The sequence below is a fragment of the Microbulbifer sp. ABF4_107 genome, from assembly GCF_056312215.1.
Window position 1 is genome coordinate 3,024,976 of the sequence record NZ_CM149983.1, and the last position, 22,164, is coordinate 3,047,139.

The window sequence follows — 22,164 nt, forward strand, 5'->3', positions numbered from 1 at the left end:
TTAGGTCCTTGGTGCGACGAAGGTGCGACTATTCGCTAAGCTCCGTAAACGAAACTCCTTCGTGCTATTTGAAACTGTCTTCCAGTGCCGGGTACAGTTCGATTTTCGGGCTCCACAGCAGCCACTCGTCTTCCGGTTTCCCATACAGTGGATAATGGCTGCCGGACTCCACTTCAAGCCCCATTTCCGGGTTATTCGGTGTAGCGAAGGCAATACCGCCGGCCAGCAGTGCCTGAGTTGATTCGGTGTGTACATCGAGCCCGGTCATCAGGCCAAAGTTGACGTCCACACCGCTGGCATTCCAGAAACGCGAGTGCTCGCGCACCAGGGTGCGAAACTGGGGTTCAATATAAACATAGATGTAAACCCGGTCCGCCAGTTCCCCAAGTTGATATCCGGTCACGCGCCCGACCTGTACCTGACGGTAATACACCGGGCTGCCGCGCTTCAGTGAACCCCGTCGCGGCGCATCCAGAATCAACGCCAGGCCTGGCATCATCATGGTATCCGCAAGATCCGGTACCGGCTTGGCAGCCAGGGCCACGAACTCGGTCTGCGGGTCGTTGCCGCCACCGGGCTCCAGCTCAAGATAGGGCCCGGTAACCAGCGTTTCCAGATTGCCCACGCCATCCAGCCCCAGCTTCGGCCCCACTACCCACATCCGGGTGCCGGTGCGCGCGAAGCGTTCCGCCCGTCGGTACAGGCGGGCGCGGGCGCGCACGCCGTCCATCTCCAGGGTGAGGCGCATACGGGTGATCTCACCTACCTGAATACCCCGGTAGCGCAGCGCCGATCCCACCTTTAACCCCTCGTCACCCTTGAGGTCGATATAAATATTGATGCCTTCTTCCTGCGCCTCTTCGCGGCTGCTGTACAACCGGAAACTATCGCCGGTGCGCGCGTCTTCCGCGTTTTTGCTGTGGTGGGGTCCGCTGCCGAAGGCTATGCCACCGCGCACCACCGATAGCAGGGCATCGGTCTCTACTTCGATGCCCTCGAGGCTGGCGCTGGCACGCACGCCGCTCACATTCCAGAAGCGACTGTCGCTGTTGACCAGATGCGCGTAGGGCGGGTCGACCACCACATACACCTCCACCCCGGAGCCATCGGGCAACAGCGCCATCCCCTGTACCCGTCCCACTTCAATCTGGCGGTAATACACAGACGCGCCGCGTTGCAGGGAGCCGGTATTGCGTGCGGTCAATGTGAGATGCAGCCCGGGAACGCGGGGATCCCGCTGGGGTGGTTTGGACGCGGCCTCAAAGGTGCGTACCGAACGCTGCCCCTTGCGCAGGTCGACCTCGATACGATTGCCCTTTAGCAGATCGTTCACCCCGGAAGTGAAATCCAGGGTGGGTGGCGCCAGCCAGAAGCGGGTGTTCTCGCTCAGCAGGTCGTCGGTGATGGGATCCATCAGCACCTTGACCGACATGCCGTCGATCTTCCGATTCGCCTTGACGCTGCTGACCTCACCGACCTTGATCCCCTGATAGATGACCTCGGTGGAGCCCTCCGAAAGGCTGACCCCGCGATCAAAGTCCAGGGTGATGGGAATGCCGGCGTCAGCCTCGGCAAAATTTTTGTACAGCTTGAACGCATTGCCGTCTTCCGCCTGCGGCGAATGGCGCTGGGACTCGGGTGTATAGAAGCTGACGCCGCCGGCAATCAGCGAAGCGAGGGATTCCAGTTCCACATTGACCCCCTGGATTCCCCCGTGAATAGATATCCCGGACGTATTCCAGAAGCGACTGCCCCGGTGCACAAGATGGGCGTAGGGACGACGGATAAACAGGTTGATCTCCACCTCACTGGCATCTTCGGTGAGGCGGTAGCTCTCGACCTGCCCCACTTCCAGCTGCCGGTAGTACACCGGCGAGCCGCGATTGAGCGATGCCAGGCGCGGGGACTTGAGGGTGATACGCAGACCGTCGCCACGGACATTGGGGGGAGGCTCCGCCACCGCCACAAAGTGCTTCTGTGACGGGCCACTGCCTGGCTCAATAGCAATGTAATTGCCGGAAACCAGCGCCTCCAGGCCGCGAATACCAGTAAGAGACACCTCGGGTTTCACCAGCCAGAACTTGCTGCCGCGGGTCAATAGATAAGCGGCGCTGTGGTTAAAGCGCACCTCCGCGACGACGCCATCCTGCCCGTCCAGCTCCTTGGCATTGGGCGCCAGGCGAAAATCCTCCACCACGCCGATTTCCACCCCGGAGTACTTCACCGCGGTTTTGCCTTTCACCAGGCCATCGCCGGTGGAAAACAGAATCGTGGCCTTGATATCCCCCTGGGTGAAATCCTCGTACAGCAACCAGGCAGCAATGGCCGCCGCAATCAACGGCAACAGCCACACCAGCGAAATTCCGCGACTGCGGCGCGCCACCCCTTCGGGCGGAACGTCGTACTCCATCGGCGGTTCGCTCATTCAGTTTCCCTGTGTTCGTTCTCGTTCACTGGTGAGTCCGCCAGCAGCCTGGCTTCATAGACGTCCCATACCAGACGCGGATCAAATGCGCGCACCGCAAACATGGTTACCACCACCACCGTGGCGAAGGCGGTACTGCCGGCACCCGCTTCCACTTCGGCGATAGCGCCCATATCTACGAGCGCCACCAGAATGGAAATCATAAACAGATCCAGCAACGACCAGCGGCCGATGGCATTGACGACCCGATAGATCCGCATGGCCTGACGCGGTGCCACATTCAGGCGCCACTGTACGATCAGGCACAGGATCACCAGCCCCACCAGTTTCATCACCGGCACCGCGATACTCGCCACAAACACGATCAGGGCGATGCCCCAAAGTCCATTCTGGTACAACTCCAGGGCGCCGCCGATAATCGTACTGGGTTCACCGGCGCCCAGATAGATCACCGTCATCACCGGCAAGATATTCGCCGGAATCAACAGCAGTGCACCGGTAATTGTCAGTGCCCAGGTCAGCATCAGGCTGGATTCGACCCGCCCGTGCATACGTGCGCCGCAGCGCGGACACAGGCAGGTTTGCGTCTGCGGCGACACCCGCACCAGCTGGCGGCAGCCGAGGCAGGTCCAGAATCCGTGAGACAATGCGCGCGCCGGACGGTTCACACGGTATCCTCGTCGCGGCCGCTCTCGGCAGCGTCACTTTGTACGCGACGACGCGCCAACCTCGCCCAGATGGTTTCCGCGTCAAATGACACGGAAGTGGCACTGGCCACCACCATCATGGCAACAAAGCAGTAAAGACCGGGCTCCACCGTCATCTTGCCCAGATCCGACATTTTCACCAGTGCCACCAGAATGCCGAGCATATACACATCCAGCATGCCCCACTCCTGCAGGTGGTGGTACCAGCGCAGTGCCCGCGCCACCGGCCCGGCCATACTCGCCCAACCACTGCCCCAGCAGATAAAACCCAGCAGCAGGAACTTGCCCACCGGCGCCAGCACACTACAGAACAGGACGATGGAGGCCAGCCAGATGTAACCGGCCGCGAACAGTGCCTGAACACCGTTCATCAGGGTGTTTTCAGCCCCAAAGGAAAACAGGGAAAACTCCAGCAGTGGCAGGCTTGCGGTAGGAATAAACAGTAGCAGCCCGCACAGGCTCAATGCCGCGGTGTGCGTCACGCTGCGGTCCATATTGCGGTGCAGGGACGCACCGCAGCGCGGACACAACAGGCGCTGCCCCACCGGAGCGTGGGCACGGGTCAGCAGCAGGTCGCACTGATGACAGGCCCGCTGCCAGGCAACCGGTCTGGCCCCCGAAGGTTGCGGGTGTTGGCAAGTCTGATCCATCCCCTGCCCCATAAACTGTCTGCGCGCTCCGTTTTCCAATGTGTTTACCCGCCCAATCTGCGCTTGTTGGCGACCAGCTTTCGGTCTCCACGGGGCCGTAAAGTCACCTGCATCCATTCAGCGCCTGTGGCGCGTCTGATGGGCGGGAACGGCGGAAAGCCGGCGGGGGGCAATAAATTGTCACTGGACGCACATTCGCGTCCGTTTAACGAAGATATACCAAATTGCCCCAACCGTCGCCTCGACGCTCCTGCGGGCGAACGGTACACTCTCGCGACCGCGGGCCCGATCTCCGTCTTGAAAACGGATGCCAGCAATCAATGCTAACGAGAAGGGGCCAAGCCAGCATTGCCTTCAGAGCACTCGACAGACTGGCTCCAGAACCATTTCACGCGCATAAATAACGAACAATGCGCAGTGAAATGCAATGCGGGGTTTACAGGAAAGCAGTGGGCGTTGGGGTATGCATGCCGCAAACGCCACCGGAAACTTGAAGACCGCAGCTGTCACAGGAAATCAAACGAAATGACAAGAAGTGCAAAAGGGCGCATCGCACGCAAGCTGGGCCGCCCGATGAAATCTCTGCTCGCCGCAGCCGTTTTGGGGTTGGGTACCGGACTTGGCGCCGTGCAGGCGCAAGCGGACACCCTGTGGGAAATCTACCTGCAGGCACTGGATAACGACCCGCAACTGGCTGCAGACCGCGCCGCTTACCGCGCGGGCCTGGAAGCCAAGAATCTCGGCCGCTCGGCACTGCTGCCCCAGGTAAACGCCTCCGCGGAAGCCAGCAGAACGAAAACCGATGCCACGCGTTTTAACTACACCTTTACCGAAAACCAGGTTGTTGTGGTGCCCAACCGCAGCGATACCGACACTGACGAGCGCATCTATTCGGCGACCCTCAGTCAGGCGCTATTCGATTTACCGGCGTGGTTCGGCTACAAACAGGGCAAAACTGCCAGCGAGCAGTCCACCGCCGAGTTCAGTGCCAACCAGCAGGATATGATGGTTCGTGTGGCCAGCGCCTACTTCGATGTACTGCGCGCACACGATGTACTCGAGGCGGCGATCGCGGAAGAAGAGGCCCTGGCCAAACAGCTGGAGCAGACTCAACAGCGGTTTGAAGTGGGTCTCACCGCAATTACCGACGTCTACGACTCCCGTTCCGCCTACGACAGCGCCGTGGCCCGTCGCCTGACCGCTCAGGACGACCTGCTGAGCCGCTTTGACGCGCTTTCAGTGCTGACCGGCCGCAACCACGATGTGGTCGCGCCCCTGCAGCCGAACTTTTCGGTCGCGCCACCTGACCCGGCGGACCGCGCCGCATGGGTTGAGTTTGCACTGACAAACAATTTCACCCTGAAGGCCGCGCGGCTGTCTGCCGATGCCGCCCGCTATGGCGCACGCGCAGCGGCGGCCGAGCATCTGCCTACCCTGACCGGTACCCTGAATTATCAGGATTATCACCAGGACGGATCCTCCACCACTTCTGTGCCAGGGGAAATGGATGAGCGCCTGCCGATTTCCACAGATACCCAGACCAAGTATGCGGCGATCACCTTCAACATGCCGCTGTATACCGGTGGTGGCCTCAGCGCCAGCCGCCGCGAAGCGCGCAATCTGGCCTTCCAGGCGGAAGATGTCCGCAACCTGACCGAGCGCAACACCATCCAGAACACGCGCACCCTGCACCGTGCAGTGACTACCGACACCAGCCGGGTAGAGGCGCGCGAGCAGGCGGTGATTTCCGCCAAGAGTGCACTGGACGCCACTCAGGCCGGTTACGAGGTGGGGACCCGCAATATCGTCGACGTGCTGCTGGCACAGCGTACCCTCGCACTGGCCCGGACCGACTACGCCAATGCGCTCTACGACTACATCCTCAACACCCTGAACCTGAAACTGGTTGCAGGCCTGCTGGCACCGGAAGACCTGCAGCAGCTGGATACCCGTCTGAACCCGGCCACTCCGGTTTCCCGCGCCCATATCCTCGATAGCGGCGCAGCGAGCTTCAGCAAATAACCGCTCCCCTATTGAGTGGGAAACCTGACGCGCTTCGCGACTTTCGCGCGAGGCGCAGAAATTGAAGGCCGGTACTGCTATAGTCCCGGCCTTTTTTCCGTCTGGAGAAAACTGGCGCGGCCACTGGCTACACTAGCGGCTAAACATCGGCAATCTGCGATCCATACACCATGAAGTATCTGATCACCGGCAACGCCGGCTTTATCGGTTTCCACGTTGCCCGCACGCTGATGGCGCGCGGCGATGATGTGGTCGGTATCGACAACGTCAATGACTACTACGAGACCAGCCTCAAGGAAGACCGATTGCGCGAACTGGAGCGCGCTGCCCAGCAGTACGGTGTTACCTACCACTTCGTGCGCGCCAATATTGCCGACCGCGCCGCGCTGGACAGGGTTTTTGCAGAGCATCAGTTCGACCGAGTTATCCACCTGGCCGCCCAGGCCGGGGTACGCCACTCCATTGAACACCCGGAGTCCTATGTCGAGAGCAATCTGGTGGGTTTCTCCAACCTGCTGGAAGTATGCCGCCACGCCGCCACGCCGCACCTGACCTATGCCAGTACCAGTAGTGTCTACGGCGGCAATACACAGATGCCGTTCAGCGAAGACCACGGAGTTGATCACCCGCTACAGTTCTACGCTGCCACCAAACGTGCCAATGAACTGATGGCACACAGCTACAGCCACCTGTTCCGCATGCCCACTACCGGACTGCGCTTCTTTACAGTGTACGGTCCATGGGGCCGGCCGGATATGGCGCTGTTCAAATTCACTCGCCTGATTCTCGAAGGCAAACCTATCCCCGTGTTCAACCACGGCCACCATACCCGAGACTTCACCTATATCGACGACATCGTCGAAGGGGTGATCAAGTCCAGCGACCAGGTCGCCACTGTGGATAACCACTGGTCCAGTGACCAGCCGTCACCATCTACCAGCAACGCGCCCTTCCGCGTGTTCAATATTGGAAATGGCAACCCGGCACAGCTGGTCGACTATATCGACGCGCTGGAAGATGCCCTCGGTCAAAAGGCCATTCGCGAGATGCTGCCAATGCAGCCGGGTGATATCCCGGACACCCACGCGGATACAGGAAAGCTGGAGCAGGCGGTGGGGTACCGCCCGGACACCAGCGTGCGCGAGGGCGTGGGGAAATTCGTGGAGTGGTACCGAAGCTACTATGCGGTTTAAGTCGGCTTGGCCCGGCTCAGGCAGTCACCTGCACTCGGTAGGCACCGAGCAGGGCCTGCCAGTTGTCTTCCGTGAACGTGAAACCTGGCAGACGCCCCATTTCTTTGTCCAGCGAGCGGCGCAGACGCGCCACATTGCCATCGGCGTCCTGACGAGACAGGGGCGTGCGAATGGCTCCCTTGTCAAAATCGATCAGGTACCAGGCCGGCGCAGCAGTGCCAGCGCCTGCCAACAGGATGTTGTGCACGTTGAGATCCGCGTGATAAACGTTGTGTCCGTGAAAGCGCGCAATCAGCGCCCCAAGGGACTCCCATAGCCCGTCGTCAAGCGCGCCCTTGCACAGGGCCTCGGCCAGAGTCTGGGAATTTTCCACCCGCTCGGTAATCAATTCACCGCGATAGACCAGAGGCGGGAAGCTTTCACAGCGCGCCGCCACCGGGCGCGGCACCGGCAAGCCCATGGCACGCATGTCGCGCAGCATATTGAATTCCCGCCACACCCGCGTGTTTGCGAGACAGCTGTAGAGGTAGGTTTTTTTGACCAGCCGGCCAGCAAGCCCACCGCGATGGTACTGCTTGAATACCAGCTGTTTGCCATCGTATTCAAACATGATCGCGGTACCGCGCTGTACCTGTCCGCAGTGGCCGCTCGCTTGCGCCAGCCAATTCGGCTGGAATAGCTTTTCGCAGTCGGCCCCCACAATCTCATCGTCATAGATGATAGCGGCGCGCTTGCGCGTAAATTGTTGATACCCCACGGGCTTGCCCCCAAAAGCACCTGGAACCGGAAAACTTGGCAAGGAGTTGCTTCCCCGCCACACCAGGATAAACGCCGAAAATTAGAAACTTTTACACATTCTACCTGCTGCGGCGCCTCGGCCCCAGTACCGCCGTTCCCCGGAGTCCGCTCTGGGGGAATAATTTCCCGTAGAAATCAGCCTTTTTTCAGCTTTCGCTCCAGACGATCCAGCAGCTTCAACCATCCGGCTCCCTGCATCGGGTCATAGGCCCAGGGAGTTTTCAGCTTGCGGTCCGCAGACAGGAACTCTTCAGCCACAGGTAATCGGGGTGGCTCAGACCGCGCCAGTGTATCCGCCTCACTCTCAGTCATCATGCGAAGCGGGTAAAACCCACAGTTGCGAATCCACTCCCCGAAGCGCAGCGCGAGGGATTTCTGCTTGCCACGATAGGCTCCGCCATTTGGCAGCCACATGGCAAAGGGCGCACGCATTCTTGCCATCCGGCAAAAAACCTTCGCCGCCCGGCGATTGTTCACCGACTCCCCCACCTCAAATTTCCACCCGACACTGCGCAGGCGGGCAACATCGGCAATCAGTAAGGCGGAGAACCAGGTTCCTGTTGATCGCTTGCGGGGGTACCAGAACCAGAAGTTGCGCTCCGCATCAAAACGGAAATCCCGATCCGCGGCTTTTTTCAGGGAAATACCGCGCACAAATGCCGGCGAGATAAACCCGAGGTCCGGCTGCGTATCAAAACTGTCTTTCAATCCCTGAATATCGGCTTCGGACAACGACCGCACCATCTGGGTATCGTCCTGAAGAAAGCACATCAGCTCGTCTTCGGACGCCATCTCAAATGCAGCCTGCATGTTGGCATACAACCCACCCAGCTTATGTCCGGACTCTGCCGTCCGGTCGATCACCCGGTGCCGCTTCGCCACTGCCGCCAGCACCTCGCGAGTCTCCGGATCATCACTCCCATCATCAATGATCGTGAGCCGACACTGGGGCGCACACGCTTCAATGGAGCTGACGCAATTCTCCAGATACCGACCGCGATTGAATGAAAACACAAAGATATGCATATAACTGCCCATATTCCCATCTCTGTTTTACAGAGAGGCGTCAATCCAGCGCTTGTCTGCAACAAGCGGTCACACAAGGTTTAAAAAGAAAGCGTATCAAACCTTGAACCAGGTTACTGCAATACCGGTCCTAAACTGACTAGACTCTTCCGGAGCGTGTTTGACCGCGAACACTTTCCGCCCCACTGCCAAGGATCTGGCCGTTTTACCACTATCTGAGATCCCAATGACCAAGCGTTTTGTCATCACCGGCTGTGGCCGATCCGGAACGACCTATATTGCCAGGTTACTTTGCGAACTCGGCTGCAAATGCAATCACGAAGTGTTTTTTACCGGCAGCCGACCGGGGCGCGGCACCGAGCTGCTGGCCCGTCTGGGCGCGCGCGAACTGCGCTGGCAGCCCCCGACCATCGGCGAGGCTGCCTGGGAAGCCGCCCCGTGGTTACCGCTGATGCCCGACAACACCTGTGTTCTGCACCAACTGCGCCATCCGCTGGAATTTATCCGTTCACGCCAGAAAAAGGGATGGGTACACGGCCGCTTTCGCAGTCGCCACCTGCCGCACTTCCCGCGCATGAATAAAGCGCGCTTCGCAGCCCTGCCGCTTGAGGAGCAGGCTGACTGGCTGGCGAGGTTCTGGATCGACTGGAACGCGCTGGTAGAAGAGCGGGCTCAGGGGAAACCCTACTTGCAATACCGGATTGAGGATTTCGACCTGGCGAAACTTGAAGAGGTGCTCACCTGGATCGAGTTCCCCCATGACCGCAGCGCCGTGCAGCAGGCGTTTGCCGCATTGCCAACGAATGTGAATACCCGCGGACAAAAGCGCGAGGATATTACCCTCGATCTGCTCTCCCGCGAAACACGGGCAAATCTGGCGTCCGCCGCCAGCCGCTACGGGTACCACCTCTGAGCGGTAAATCCTGTACAATTCGCGCGCAGAATTACCGGCATCTTTCGCGGAGACACCATGAGCCAATCTGTCATGAACATATCCGTCATCATGACTACCTACAATTCCCCAGAGTGGCTGGAGAAGGTATTGTGGGGCTACAGCTGCCAGACCGAGCAGCCACTGGAGGTCATCGTGGCGGACGATGGCTCAGGGCCGGAGACGGCGCAGCTGGTTGAGCGGCTGCGCCAGGAGACAGGCCTCGATATTCGGCATATCTGGCAGAAAGACGACGGCTTCCGCAAGTGCAGGATTCTCAACAAGGCCATCCTAAGCGCTCGCGGCGATTACCTGGTGTTTACCGATGGCGATTGTATCCCGCGCGACGATTTCCTCGCGGTACACAAGCGCCGTGCGGAGCGCGGCTACTTCCTTTCCGGTAGCTACTTCAAACTGCCCATGAGCACCAGCGAAACCATTGACCGCGACGACATCCTGTCCGGGCGCTGCTTCGATTTCAATTGGCTGTGCGCCAACGGCCTGACAACCCGGCGCAAGACCCTGAAGCTGCGCGCGACTGCGCGCTGGGCTCCGCTGCTGAACCGCCTCACCCCCACTGCCTGCAACCTGAAGGGCTCCAACGCCTCTGCCTGGAGGGAGGATTGCCTCAAGGTCAATGGGTTTGATGAGCGTATGGCCTGGGGCGGGCTAGACCGCGAATTTGGCGTGCGCCTGGAGAATGCAGGAATCAAGCCCCGCCACGTACGCTTCGATGCAATCTGTATCCATCTGGATCACCCGCGAGGCTATGCAGACCCGGAGATCGTCGCGCGCAACAAGGCACTTCGCCTGCGTGTGGCCAAAGAGGGAGTGATTGAGACACCCCAGGGAATCCGGCAGCTTACCGAGTCTGGCTACCGCCCGCAGTAGAACCTGCAGGCACCGCACCACCACACTTCCCCAACGAAGCGAATTACATGAGCGCACCGACAACTCACAAGCACTGGTCCGACCCTATCGTCAGCCGTTTTCTGCGCCTGGCCGCCAGCGGGCTGGTGCCGCCTTCACTGTTTCAGAAGCCGCTGCCAACAGAGAGTGAGCGCGCTGCGCGCACCGGGATGCTGGATATCGAAATCGTCAGCCACTGCTGGCAGTACTCCCACTTCCTGATTTATCAGCTGAGCTCTCTCGCGCTGTTTCCACCAACCAAGGCTACGGTCACCATGACCGTGTACTTTAACCGCGAGGACACCCGCACGGCTGCGGTACTGGATTTCTTCGGCAAACAACAGGTGCCGGGTGTCACCTGGAACTGGTGTGAACTCCCCAGAGAGTCCCTGTACCGCCGCGCCATCGGCCGCAACCAGGCGGCACTGGCTACCAAAGCGGACTGGATCTGGTTTACCGACTGCGACCTGATGTTCCGGGAAAACTGTCTCGACCAGCTCGCAGAACTATTGCAAGGGCGCAAGGATGCCCTGGTGTTTCCGGAGCGCGAGCGCATCACCTCGCTGCTGGCGGACGACGACCCCATGCTGAACTTCGATCCGGAAAACCTGAGCCTCGCTGATATCGACGATTCGCGCTTTATCGAGCAGACACGCGATCGCGCTACCGGTCCACTGCAGATCGCCCACGGCGATGTGGCGCGCGCGGGAGGTTACTGCGACTGCCTGAGCTATTACCAGAAACCCGCCGAGCGCTGGTGCAAAGCACACGAGGACCGGGCTTTCCGTTGGCTGCTGGGCACCCAGGGGACCCCTCTGGCGGTTCCGAGTGTTTACCGTATCCGCCATATCAGCAAGGGGCGCTATACCGGCAGCAAATTGAATACCCAGATCCGCAGTAGTGTGCGGCAGGCAACCGACAAGCACTGAGTTACACCGACCACCCGCAAACAAAAATGCCGGATGCTTCCTTTATTCACAGAAGCATCCGGCATTTTTATTTCCCCCCCCCAAAGAGGTGGTTCAGCCGCCTCTTCGCCGCATCAGCAACTCAATCACTTCGATCGTACGCTCTAACGCACCGCTGTTTTGCGCAGCCACATCCCGCGCTCGCGCCCCAGCGGCGATTCGCTCATCCCGGTTCCCGAGCCACGTTGCAACCTGCTCCGCCATCTGCCCGGCATCCTCCACCACCTTCAGGCCGCCCACCTCCCGCAGCAAATCAGAAACCATACTGAAGTTGTGCAGGTGCGGACCAGACACCACGGGCACGCCCCAGGCAGCGGGTTCGATCATATTGTGGCCACCGACCGGTACCAGACTGCCGCCCACAAATGCCACGTCACAGGCACCATAGAAGCGCAGCAACTCGCCCATGGTATCGCCCAGCAGCACCTGGTCAGATGCAGCGGGCTTCAAACCGTCACTGCGACGCACCACATTCAGATCTCGCTCGCGGCATAACCTCGCCACACTGTCGAAGCGCATGGGATGGCGCGGCACCAGCACCAGCAATAAGTCCGGGAAGGAATCCCGGAGCTTCTCGAATGCATCCAGAACCACCTCATCTTCACCCGCGTGGGTGCTGGCCGCCAGCCATACCGGGCGCCGATGGCCCTGCAGGTCCTGACGGCCGGGCTCTCGCCACTGATGGGATAAGGCCTGGGCCTCACTCACCAGGCCGGAACCGATCTGCAGATCAAACTTGATGTTACCTACTGTCTGTACGCGCCGGGGCGACACACCAAGGGCAATAAAGCGCTCCGCATCAGCCGGATACTGTGCCACGACCCGGGTTATATGGCTGAGCATTTCCCGACTCAGGGTCGCAAAGCGACCGTAGCCGCGAGCCGACTTTGCGCTCAAGCGTCCATTTACCAGCGCCACCGGCATACCGCGGCGGGAACACAGGGTCAGGAGGTTTGGCCAGAGCTCGGTTTCCATACTGACCAGCATGTTGGGGCGCAGTGCATCGAGGAAAGGTGACAGACACTCGGGCAGATCAAACGGCAGGTAGTAGTGCAGCAGGCGACCGTTCAGGATCGGGTCGAGCGCATCGTGTACCCGCTGAGAACCGGTGGGCGTGGTGGTGGTTACCAACCATTGCCATTGATGGTGGCGTGCCGCCAACTCCTCGATCAAGGGGATTGCCGCAAGTGTCTCACCCACGGAAACCGAATGGATCCAGATCAGAGGTGCACGGCTGGCCCGGTCTGGCACCACCCCGAAACGCTCCCGCCAGCGCCGCCGCGCGCCCGGTCGCGACGGCACCAGGCCAAAGCGCTCGCTCCAGCGCTTGCGATAGGCAGGATCTGCACGCCCGCGCCACCACAGGTGCAGCAACATCAGCGGTAGGGCGAGGCGGAAAAACCAGGTGTACAGAAAACGCATCAGGTCAATATCGAAGTTCGGCGACACAGCGCCATGGGGTGTGCATTTGGATTCTTTTCAGGGCACTATTCTACCCCAATATCTACCCCGATCTCGCGCCACGCTGGTGCAACCCGGGCAGGGGCTGCGATCCCCCGCCGCGCAACCCATCAGACCACGGAGTCAACGTTGAAAATCGTCCAGCTATTACCCGCTCTCAATTCCGGTGGCGTCGAGCGGGGCACTCTGGATCTCGCGCGGGTACTGGTGCAAGAGGGGCATGAGTCCATTGTGATCTCCAGCGGTGGCCGCCTGGTAGAGCAGCTGGAGCATGAGGGCAGCCGGCATATCACCCTGCCAATTCACAGAAAATCCCTGCTCAGCCTGCGGCAGGTACGACCACTTCGCGCGGTACTGCGCGAGCTGCAGGCCGACATCCTACACGTACGCTCACGCATGCCGGCCTGGCTTACCTACCTGGCCTGGAAAAAGCTACCGGCAGCCACTCGCCCCCGCCTCGTGAGTACCGCCCACGGTCTCTACTCCATCAACCGCTACAGTGCGATCATGGCGCGCGCGGAACAGGTGATCGCAATTTCGGACTGTGTGGATAACTACTTGCAGCACAACTACTCATCCGTACTGCAGACAGCGCCTGAAGTCATCTATCGCGGTGTAGACACCGATGAATTTTCACCGGATATTCCACCTCCAGCTGCCTGGCTCGAGAACACGCTCACTGATTTTCCGGAGCTGCGCGATCGCCGCTGGCTACTGTTACCGGCACGCCTGACACGCTGGAAGGGTCAGCAGGACTTTATCGACATGATCGCGGAGCTCGCCCGGGATCACACCGATATCCAGGGGGTGATTGTCGGAGCAGCGGAAAAGAACAAGCAGCACTTTGCTGAAGAGCTGCAGGCGCAGGCCGAGCGAGCCGGCATTTCCGACCGCATTACCTTTACCGGCCACCGCAGCGACATACGTGAGTGGTACCGCCACGCAACACTGGTGTACAACCTGTCGAAAAAGCCTGAGCCCTTCGGGCGGACGGTAATCGAAGCCGTAGCCATGGGAACACCGGTAATTGGCTATGATATTGGCGGGCCTGCGGAATCCCTGCGAGCCTGCTACCCACAGGGGCTGGTAACGACCGGCGACCCCGCACAACTGCTATCGCGTACACGGGAGCTACTTGCAGCAGCTCCGAACCCGACACTCAGTCCGGAGTTTACCCTTCACACTCAAGCGCAAAAAACAATTGCCCTATACCGCAAGCTGCTCACACAGAAAGTCCAAGAGAAAACAGCCCATTGATCGACCTCAGTAACTGCAAGCCTTTCGCAAAAGGTGGCAATCGCAACTGCTTCCGCCATCCCGAGTTTCCCGACCGCTGTGTCAAAGTCATGCTGCCAGGCCGACTTGCAGAACTCCGCGCCCGCGCACCCTGGTATAAAAAATTATTCGGCGACGATCAGTTCGATGACAATTCACGGGAGCGGGACGGGTACGCCCAGAAAGCACTGCGCAGTGAGCCACCCACTAGTATCGTCTGGCAACACCTGCCCTACTGGTATGGCATGGAAGAGACTAGCCAGGGACCTGGTGCGGTTTCCGAACTGATACTCGACAGCAATGGCGAACCAGCAATCACTCTGGAGCACTATCTGCAGCAAAACGGGCTGGACACCAGAATCCGGCACGCCATTTCCGAATTCGCTGACTGGCTGCGGTTAACAGGCGTGATGACCAAAAACCTGCTACCCCACAACCTGGTCATTCGCGAGGCCGGAGAGCAGCCTCAGCTCGTACTGATTGATGGCCTTGGCCGCTCCGCATTCCTGCCTTTTGCCGAAATTTTCGATCGATCCCGCGATCGCTACCTGGAACGTCGCATCAAACGCATGTGGGCACGAGTAGCCTGGGAAATCTCGAATCGATCCATTACCTGGGAAGAGGCTGAAGCCATCAGCCGCCGACGCTGACTTTTTGAGTGGACGCCGGCTTTTCTAGATTCTTGCCGACAAAATCATCCAGCAGTCGACTTCTCTGCTAATGCCTGCTCATACACCTTAAAGGTTTCACGTGCCATGGCGTCGAGAGTCAGCCTCTCTCGCGCGCGAGCAAAGTATGGGCTGTAGTCATCCTTCAGTTTTTCCAGACTCGCCAGTGCAGCTGTCAGCTTGACTGCAAGACCGGCAGTATCCCCGATATCCACCAGATATGAAGCCGGGATATTTTCCGGCACATTGCCCACACGGGTGGAAACCAGCGGACAACCAGCCAAAAGCGCCTCGACCACGGTATAAGGAGCTCCCTCTTTGCTGGATGCTACAACCTTCAGGTCCGCGGCAGCCATCCAATCAGTTACTCGAGACTGAAACCCGACAAATTTGACCCGCCCCTCCAGGTGCAACTCTTGAGCGAGGCTTTCCAGCTCTTCCCGCATAGGGCCATCGCCCACGATATACAGCACCGCATCACCCACTTGCGCCTGTGCCCAGGCCCGCAACAGCCGGTCTATGCCCTTCGCAGGAACTAGCCTTGCAACGGAAATAACTGCTGGCCTAGTTGAATCCAGAAGCGAGTCATGACTATCACCAGCGTCCCGCAACTGAGTACCATTCGGGATCACATGCCAGGGCAACGCGGAATTGGCTACAGCCATTTGGCTCACAGCAATCCGATGCGGAAAGTGTTTGGACAGATTGTCTTTCGGGTTGACCACATTGTGCCTGGTCAGAACTACTTTACCGGGGATCCACCCCTGGAGACGGCGCATGATATACGCGGGTTTGGCTGCATGCGCATGAACCAGATCAAATTGATAACGCCGCATCAGGCGGAAAAGTTCAATACTGAGTAATGGATTGCGGCGACCGCGGTCGGTATTTACCGGAAGGAATCTGACACCCTCGGGAAACATAGCTTCATACCGGGGGTGAGCGATCACATAGACTTCCGCATTGCAGTGTCGCAGCTGCCAACTGCTCAACTCCTGAACATGCTTCTCAAGCCCGCCGGATTCGACGCTGGTAAACAGCTGACAGATTCGCAATGGCTTGCTTCTCTCCACGTCATTCGCCGTCTCAACCATCACCCTTCTCCAAAGTCGATTTAATGCCGCAGCGCCGCAATAACGCCCGCGCGCAGCTTACCTGTTGATTGAGAGGTTTTCGAGGAAGCTGCTGCAATGCGGAACAGGCAGCTTCATCCAACTGCTCTGTAACCAGCTCCTGATCCAGCAATCGCTGTATGGCCCCGCGGATCTTGTTGTCAGGCCGCCGACTGGGCAAGGTAATGACCCCCACTTGCGCGCGACTCTGTAGCGCCTCGGACACCATCGAAACGCTGTCACCAGTAACCCAGATATGTCCGGATCGGGCCATCTGCTCTGCCAGCCACCCCGGTGAAGTCTCCTGCCAGGAAACCAACTCTGCACCACTCCCAATGAATTGCGTCAGAGCCCCCTGGGGCGTGCGGCGACTGTCCGCGACTACCCACTTCAGCGGCCTTTTCAGTAGCTGCTCAGCAACTGCCGTAACTTTTGCAGCGTCCCATTGAAAATGTCGGCTGGGACCACCCAACAACAGCAACCCACGGTCGGCCTCGAAAGGAGTATCAGGAAGCGGCTCGGCCAGCGCTCCCTGTGTAAGAATCACGTTTTCTACGGCTGGAGGCCGGTCGTGTTCAGGAACAATCACGAAATCAAACCAGTGCAGTGGCAGGCTGGGCTGCATGATTACAACACTGCGGCCACCACAAAGGCCCCGTGCACGCAGCAAGGGCCAGTGGGTCCTATGCCCCGCACCAATTAACAGGTCTGGGCGTGGCAGCTGTCGTAAAGCCTCGGGCACCCCCCCAAAAAGCGACAGTTTCACGGCTCTGCAGTCGATAACCCGGCAATCGAGCCTGCCTGCCCCCAGACAACGCTCCAGTCCACTGATCAGTGCGGCGCTCTGCTTTTCATGCGCGCGATTACCGTCCACAAAACGCCAGATAACCAGCACAGTTCCACCTCAATAGCCGTCGATACCACTAGCACCTATCTACTACCTATCGCATTCATCAATGTGGCATCTACATGTGAATAATCAAAATCGAGCGTGTCGAAGATAAGCCCACGCCCCGCGCGGCATGCTACCGCAGCCATAGGGAAGACTGAAACCGCAGCCGCTATTCGCGGACTGTCGACAACAGACGGTATGCACACCTATGACCCGCCGGACCAGACACGCCCCGCGGTAGCCCGCGACATGCTCTACGGATACAATGAGCCGCCTATCCAGAGCCTCAAAGTCACTACCAGAAAGGCCGGAAAACAGGATTCCCGTTGTATGTCTACCATTTTGTCGGCCTCATCCACGCACACGCCCCCTTCGCGAAAAGCCCGTTTACGGGAGATTTTTGACCAGCCTTTCGCCATCGGTCTGCTGCTGTGTAGCTTTATCTGGGTGCTGCCTTGGTCACGCACATTCCAACTTTCTGTCCTTGTGCTCGCCATTACGGCGATCGTTCAGTTGGTGCGCGACCGGAATAGCTGGAAGCCCTTTGGCATCAAGCCCTGGTGCCTGATGAACCTGCTGGCCGCGATGGCGCTGGCGCTTTCTGCCGCAGGATCGCAATATTCGAGCAAACCCATTGAACTCGCGGTGTTTCAGCTGGTCCTGATGCTCGCGGGCATTCCGGTGCTGCTTTGGGCACGCAATGATGCCATATGGCACAAGCTGCAGCTGTGCCTGGTCGCGATTATCGGCTTTTGGCTGGTGGATGGGCTCTTTCAGGCCCTGGTGGGCTTCGACTTCTTCGGAGTGCCCCGGGCCGAACGGCTCGGCGGCTACTTCAGTCACCCAGACAAATTTGGCTACTACATAGCACCACTCTGCGCATGGGTTCTGTTTGCCCCGATAGTGCGCAAGCTAAGCCTGCCGTTACAGTCTGGCATTTATCTTCTGTGCCTCGCTGTCACCTTCTTTGGTAATACCCGCGCCGGTTGGGTGGCATTCGCTCTGGTCAGCCTGATCTGGCTGTACACTATTCGCCACCAATTGCGGGCCTCAAAAAGTGTGATGTGCCTGTTGGCCGCCGCAGCACTCTCCGCCGGCTGGTGGATCATGAGCGACCCAATGGTCAGCAAACGCATCGCCGCCAGCATACCGCAAAGCCTCGATGTACAGGGCTTGTCTTCCGTTATTCCGGTGCGCATCCAACTGTGGTCCCAGGCCTGGGAGCAATTCCTCGCTTCCCCCTGGCTCGGTACCGGCGCCGGGAACTATGTGATGTTCCTACCGGAAACCTGGGCCGATACCCACCTGGACCAGCCTTACGCACACCAGGTGGTGTTCGAAGTGCTCGCGGGCACCGGCATTATCGGCTTCACCCTGTTTTTTGCCGTACTGGCCTGCTTTCTGCGTATCGTATGGCGCGGTGACTACTCTCGCGTGAGTGAAACCCGCCGCCCACTGGCTCCACTGATTATCTTGCTGTGCACATGGTTTCCGCTGAGTACGCATCGCGAGCTGTTCAGCTCAGAAATGATGGTATTTACGTGGCTCTGCGTTGCCCTGGTAATTGCACGCTCAAACCTCCCGGAAGCCACACCACGGATCGCGAGCAATGAAATATCCAATTTAGACAAAATTGAAGGAAGCGAAAAGCAATGAATGTCTCTGTATTTGGCACTGGTTATGTAGGCCTGGTGCAGGCCGCCGTTCTCGCAGAGGCCGGCCACCGGGTAACCTGCATCGATATTGACGAAAACAAGATCGAACGACTGAAACAGGGCCATATACCAATTTTCGAGCCAGGCCTTGAACCACTGGTCAAACGCAACAACGAATCCGGAAACCTCGCCTTCACCACCAATGCTGCAGAAGGGGTAGCGCACGGCGACCTGATCTTTATCGCAGTCGGCACCCCGCCTGACGAAGACGGGTCTGCGGACTTGCGCTATGTACTCAAGGTGGCACGTACTATTGCCGAACATATGGACGGCAAGAAATACATCATCAACAAATCCACCGTGCCGGTAGGTACCGCGGATAAAGTCCGCGAGGAAGTGACTCGCACCCTGCAAGAACGCGAAGCACTAAATCTGGAATTCGACGTAATTTCCAATCCCGAATTCCTCAAAGAGGGATCCGCAGTGGCGGACTGCATGAAGCCAGACCGCATCATTATCGGCACCTCGGAAAATGCCTCCGAGCAGAAAATGCGCCAGCTGTACGCGCCGTTTAACCGAAATCACGACAAGGTAATCGTGATGGATGTGCGCAGCGCGGAACTGGCCAAGTACGCGGCCAACTGCATGCTCGCCACCAAGATCAGCTTTATGAATGAAATGGCGGTGATTGCCGATAAAGTCGGTGCCGACATTGAAGCGGTGCGCCAGGGCATCGGTTCCGACCCGCGTATCGGTTACCACTTTATCTACCCGGGCATCGGTTACGGCGGCTCCTGTTTCCCCAAAGACGTACAGGCTCTGAAAACTACTGCCGCACAGCTGGGCATCGAACCCAAGGTTCTGAATGCGGTGGAAGACCGCAATCACAGCCAGAAACACTACCTGCTGGATAAAATTGTCGAGCGCTACGGCAAGGACCTGTCCGGTAAAACCTTTGCTCTGTGGGGACTGGCATTCAAACCCAACACCGACGATATGCGCGAGGCTCCCGCGCGTGTATTGATGGAAAACCTGTGGGAAATGGGTGCCAGTGTGCGCGCCTTCGACCCGGAAGCCATGCAGGAGTGCGAGCGTATTTATGGCAATCGCGACGACCTGCAGCTGTGCGGTACCCGTGACAGCGCACTGTCCGGCGCCGACGCGCTGGTGATTGCCACCGAATGGCAGCAGTTCAAGTCTCTTGACTACACCACGGTCAATAGCAATTTGAAGGAGCCAGTGGTATTTGATGGACGCAACCTATACCACCCTCTGGATATGGTCGAAGCCGGATTCGAGTACTATTGCGTTGGCCGCCCACAGGCGGCAGGTGGACAGTAGCCCCCTTTCAGACACGTTGGCACACCTGGCGCACCCCTCTGCGCTTGGTGCGCCAGTCCTCGATTAACGCAATAGCCCGTACAAACGGTAACGCTCAAACACCGCGCGAATCTTGCAGTCGTTCCCACCTCTGGAGCGCCAGTTCTCATTTTGTAACGCTACTTCCTGAGACCCATCCACGGTCAAAAAGCGCCCGGACCAGTCCCGGGTATCGGGCAATCTCGCGCAGGGGGTTCCCTGCAGTAGACTCATGGCCTTCAGCCACACATCGTCCGCTCCGGGGCACAGCGCAAGGAATTTGTCTTTGGCGAAGGCGTCTGGGTGCAGCGAGCCGGGGAAATACAGTACACCGCCTACACCGGTCGGAAATACCAGTGGAGAGGGCTCGCCGCTGCTATCCTGCCAGCGCCAGTCGGCGCACCAGTTACTGTAGGGCTTCAACTCGCCTCGTTTGTCCAGCTGCATCAGGTGCGCGCGGTGGCAATGGATCCAGTCAGGATTGCGGAGCCACGCGCGGTACAGCTGGTCGATCATGTCCGGTGGATAGAGGGTATCGTCATCGACCGTAATGATCAGACTGTCCGGGTATTTTTCAAACGCGTAGAAATACTTGGTGTAAGGACCAAGGTCCTCGACATAGCAAATCTGCAAACCGCGCCTCTGCTGGCGTACCAGGCTTTCAGGTAATTGTCCCTCAGGAAATTGCTCCCGCGACAGCCACAGCACCACCGCATCCGCTTTCAGCCACTGCTGGAATACGCTTTCCACGGCATAAACCGCGTTGTGGATGCGACGATCGAATGAGGTGAGAGAGACAACAATGCTGTGCTCCTTTTCATTCCCCACGCCCATGTCATTACTTCCAAGCACCTGCTGTTGTAACAACTGCACCCGAAGCAGGGATTCCAGCTTGCGGTTGTTCACCTGGTCGTGCTTGCGAAGCCGCCCCTTCAGCAAATTAGTAAACATACGCTCTGTTCCATCCAGCCAATTTCGCTCTCCCGATACGCTCCTCTAACGTGGCACACCATTCTATGTGTAAAGCGAAGACGACTCTATGAAATGACGGTCAACAGACAACGCACAAAAAAAGGGCGAATACCCGAGGGTATCCGCCCTTTTTTTGCATTCAGGCTTACTGGAATGTTCAGGCTGATACCGCTACCTGGTCGCAGGTCTCATGCACATCGCTCAGCCAACCGAGGTGCGCCTGGCTCTTGCCCTGCACAGCATCGAAGTACATCTGTTGCAGACGCTTGGTGATCGGGCCACGGCGACCCTCACCGATAGTGCGACCATCCAGCATGCGAATCGGCAGTACTTCTGCGGCGGTACCGGTGAAGAAGGCTTCATCGGCGATATACACCTCGTCGCGGGTAATACGCTTTTCCTTCACGGTGTAGCCACACTCTTCTGCCATCTGGATCACCGAGGCGCGGGTGATGCCGTCCAGACAGGAGGTCAGTTCCGGGGTGTAAATGATGCCGTCGCTGACCAGGAAGAAGTTCTCGCCACTGCCCTCGGCCACATAACCTTCCGGATCCAGCAGCAGGGCTTCTTCACAGCCATTGCGGATGGCTTCCTGCAGGGCCAGCATGGAATTGATGTAGTTGCCATTGGCCTTGGCCTTACACATGGCAATGTTCACATGGTGGCGGGTATAGGAAGAGGTATTGACCTTGATCCCCAGTTCGCGGGCTTCCGGGGTCATGTAGCTCGGCCATTCCCAGGCGGCGACAATCACGTGGGTCTGCAGTCCGTCCGCGCGCAGTCCCATGCCTTCAGAGCCATAAAATGCCATGGGGCGCAGGTAGGCTTCCTTGAGGCCGTTCTCCCGCACCACCAGACGCTGGGCTTCGTTAAGCTCCTCGGCGCTATACGGCATGGGCATGTTCATGATCTTGGCGGAACGGCACAAACGACGGGTATGCTCGTGCAGACGGAAGATACTGGTGCCTCCGTCGGCAGTTTCATAGGCACGCACGCCCTCGAATACGCCCATTCCGTAATGCAACGTGTGGGTGAGCACGTGTACCCGGGCATCGCGCCAGGGAACCAGTTCACCGTCAAACCAGATAACGCCGTCTCGATCGGCAAAAGACATGGGGATCTCCTACAAAATTCTATTACG

Annotated in this window: 19 protein-coding genes; 9 read left to right on the plus strand and 10 right to left on the minus strand. The window is 58.7% G+C overall.

All coding sequences use genetic code 11. From position 1 onward, the window contains the following. Positions 1 to 64 precede the first annotated feature (64 nt). From ACYX4K_RS12415 to ACYX4K_RS12425, 3 genes are read right to left on the minus strand one after another with little or no spacing between them, the layout of a single operon-like run. Positions 65 to 2,425: a PqiB family protein gene (locus tag ACYX4K_RS12415; protein ID WP_475091815.1), complete on the minus strand. Its 2,361-nt coding sequence runs from the start codon at positions 2,423 to 2,425 to the stop codon at positions 65 to 67. Then, positions 2,422 to 3,093, minus strand: coding sequence for a paraquat-inducible protein A (locus tag ACYX4K_RS12420; protein ID WP_475091814.1), 672 nt, complete (start codon positions 3,091 to 3,093; stop codon positions 2,422 to 2,424). Before ACYX4K_RS12420 ends, ACYX4K_RS12415 begins: the two co-directional genes overlap by 4 nt. Continuing rightward, on the minus strand, positions 3,090 to 3,782 hold the full coding sequence (locus tag ACYX4K_RS12425; protein WP_475091813.1) for a paraquat-inducible protein A: 693 nt from the start codon (positions 3,780 to 3,782) through the stop codon (positions 3,090 to 3,092). Before ACYX4K_RS12425 ends, ACYX4K_RS12420 begins: the two co-directional genes overlap by 4 nt. Before the next feature lie 525 nt (positions 3,783 to 4,307). Here ACYX4K_RS12425 and ACYX4K_RS12430 point away from each other — a divergent pair. Beyond that, entirely contained in the window at positions 4,308 to 5,804 is a 1,497-nt protein-coding gene (locus ACYX4K_RS12430) for a TolC family outer membrane protein (RefSeq protein WP_475091812.1), read from the plus strand. A 170-nt stretch (positions 5,805 to 5,974) separates the two neighbouring features. Further along, the gene (locus ACYX4K_RS12435; RefSeq protein ID WP_475091811.1) at positions 5,975 to 6,997 is read left to right on the plus strand and encodes an NAD-dependent epimerase; all 1,023 of its coding nucleotides are present in this window, start codon (positions 5,975 to 5,977) and stop codon (positions 6,995 to 6,997) included. Between the two features lie 16 nt (positions 6,998 to 7,013). Here the strand turns inward: ACYX4K_RS12435 and ACYX4K_RS12440 are convergent, their stop codons facing one another. Continuing rightward, entirely contained in the window at positions 7,014 to 7,754 is a 741-nt protein-coding gene (locus ACYX4K_RS12440; RefSeq protein ID WP_475091810.1) for a 3-deoxy-D-manno-octulosonic acid kinase, read from the minus strand. Between the two features lie 176 nt (positions 7,755 to 7,930). After that, positions 7,931 to 8,833, minus strand: a complete 903-nt coding sequence (locus ACYX4K_RS12445; protein ID WP_475091809.1) for a glycosyltransferase — start codon at positions 8,831 to 8,833, stop codon at positions 7,931 to 7,933. Between the two features lie 214 nt (positions 8,834 to 9,047). On the opposite strand from ACYX4K_RS12445, the gene ACYX4K_RS12450 reads away from it, so the two are divergent. From ACYX4K_RS12450 to ACYX4K_RS12460, 3 genes are read left to right on the plus strand one after another with little or no spacing between them, the layout of a single operon-like run. Continuing rightward, on the plus strand, positions 9,048 to 9,734 hold the full coding sequence (locus ACYX4K_RS12450) for a hypothetical protein (protein WP_476178702.1): 687 nt from the start codon (positions 9,048 to 9,050) through the stop codon (positions 9,732 to 9,734). Between the two features lie 57 nt (positions 9,735 to 9,791). Next, complete coding sequence (locus ACYX4K_RS12455) at positions 9,792 to 10,643, plus strand: glycosyltransferase family 2 protein (RefSeq protein ID WP_475091807.1); 852 nt, start codon at positions 9,792 to 9,794, stop codon at positions 10,641 to 10,643. A 47-nt stretch (positions 10,644 to 10,690) separates the two neighbouring features. Beyond that, complete coding sequence (locus ACYX4K_RS12460) at positions 10,691 to 11,590, plus strand: glycosyltransferase family A protein (protein WP_475091806.1); 900 nt, start codon at positions 10,691 to 10,693, stop codon at positions 11,588 to 11,590. A 93-nt stretch (positions 11,591 to 11,683) separates the two neighbouring features. On the opposite strand, the gene waaA is transcribed toward ACYX4K_RS12460, so the two are convergent. After that, positions 11,684 to 13,078, minus strand: a complete 1,395-nt coding sequence (waaA, locus tag ACYX4K_RS12465) for a lipid IV(A) 3-deoxy-D-manno-octulosonic acid transferase (RefSeq protein WP_475091805.1) — start codon at positions 13,076 to 13,078, stop codon at positions 11,684 to 11,686. 141 nt (positions 13,079 to 13,219) lie between these two features. On the opposite strand from waaA, the gene ACYX4K_RS12470 reads away from it, so the two are divergent. Continuing rightward, entirely contained in the window at positions 13,220 to 14,347 is a 1,128-nt protein-coding gene (locus ACYX4K_RS12470) for a glycosyltransferase family 4 protein (protein ID WP_475091803.1), read from the plus strand. Beyond that, positions 14,344 to 15,015, plus strand: a complete 672-nt coding sequence (locus ACYX4K_RS12475) for a YrbL family protein (protein WP_475091802.1) — start codon at positions 14,344 to 14,346, stop codon at positions 15,013 to 15,015. Before ACYX4K_RS12470 ends, ACYX4K_RS12475 begins: the two co-directional genes overlap by 4 nt. Positions 15,016 to 15,059: 44 nt before the next feature. Here the strand turns inward: ACYX4K_RS12475 and ACYX4K_RS12480 are convergent, their stop codons facing one another. Both ACYX4K_RS12480 and ACYX4K_RS12485 read right to left on the minus strand, forming a co-directional pair. Beyond that, positions 15,060 to 16,127, minus strand: a complete 1,068-nt coding sequence (locus ACYX4K_RS12480) for a glycosyltransferase (protein ID WP_475091801.1) — start codon at positions 16,125 to 16,127, stop codon at positions 15,060 to 15,062. Beyond that, on the minus strand, positions 16,120 to 17,040 hold the full coding sequence (locus ACYX4K_RS12485; protein ID WP_476178703.1) for a mitochondrial fission ELM1 family protein: 921 nt from the start codon (positions 17,038 to 17,040) through the stop codon (positions 16,120 to 16,122). Before ACYX4K_RS12485 ends, ACYX4K_RS12480 begins: the two co-directional genes overlap by 8 nt. Positions 17,041 to 17,367: 327 nt before the next feature. Here ACYX4K_RS12485 and ACYX4K_RS12490 point away from each other — a divergent pair, with 327 nt between their 5' ends. Both ACYX4K_RS12490 and ACYX4K_RS12495 read left to right on the plus strand, forming a co-directional pair. Next, positions 17,368 to 18,693 (plus strand): O-antigen ligase family protein, encoded by a 1,326-nt coding sequence (locus ACYX4K_RS12490; protein ID WP_475091800.1) that lies wholly within the window; start codon positions 17,368 to 17,370, stop codon positions 18,691 to 18,693. Next, positions 18,690 to 20,033, plus strand: coding sequence for a UDP-glucose dehydrogenase family protein (locus tag ACYX4K_RS12495; RefSeq protein WP_475091799.1), 1,344 nt, complete (start codon positions 18,690 to 18,692; stop codon positions 20,031 to 20,033). Before ACYX4K_RS12490 ends, ACYX4K_RS12495 begins: the two co-directional genes overlap by 4 nt. Before the next feature lie 63 nt (positions 20,034 to 20,096). On the opposite strand, the gene ACYX4K_RS12500 is transcribed toward ACYX4K_RS12495, so the two are convergent. Together ACYX4K_RS12500 and ACYX4K_RS12505 are read right to left on the minus strand one after the other, a co-directional pair. Next, entirely contained in the window at positions 20,097 to 21,002 is a 906-nt protein-coding gene (locus ACYX4K_RS12500) for a hypothetical protein (protein ID WP_475091798.1), read from the minus strand. Between the two features lie 178 nt (positions 21,003 to 21,180). Beyond that, positions 21,181 to 22,137: a branched-chain amino acid transaminase gene (locus tag ACYX4K_RS12505; RefSeq protein WP_475091797.1), complete on the minus strand. Its 957-nt coding sequence runs from the start codon at positions 22,135 to 22,137 to the stop codon at positions 21,181 to 21,183. Between the last annotated feature and the right edge of the window lie 27 nt (positions 22,138 to 22,164).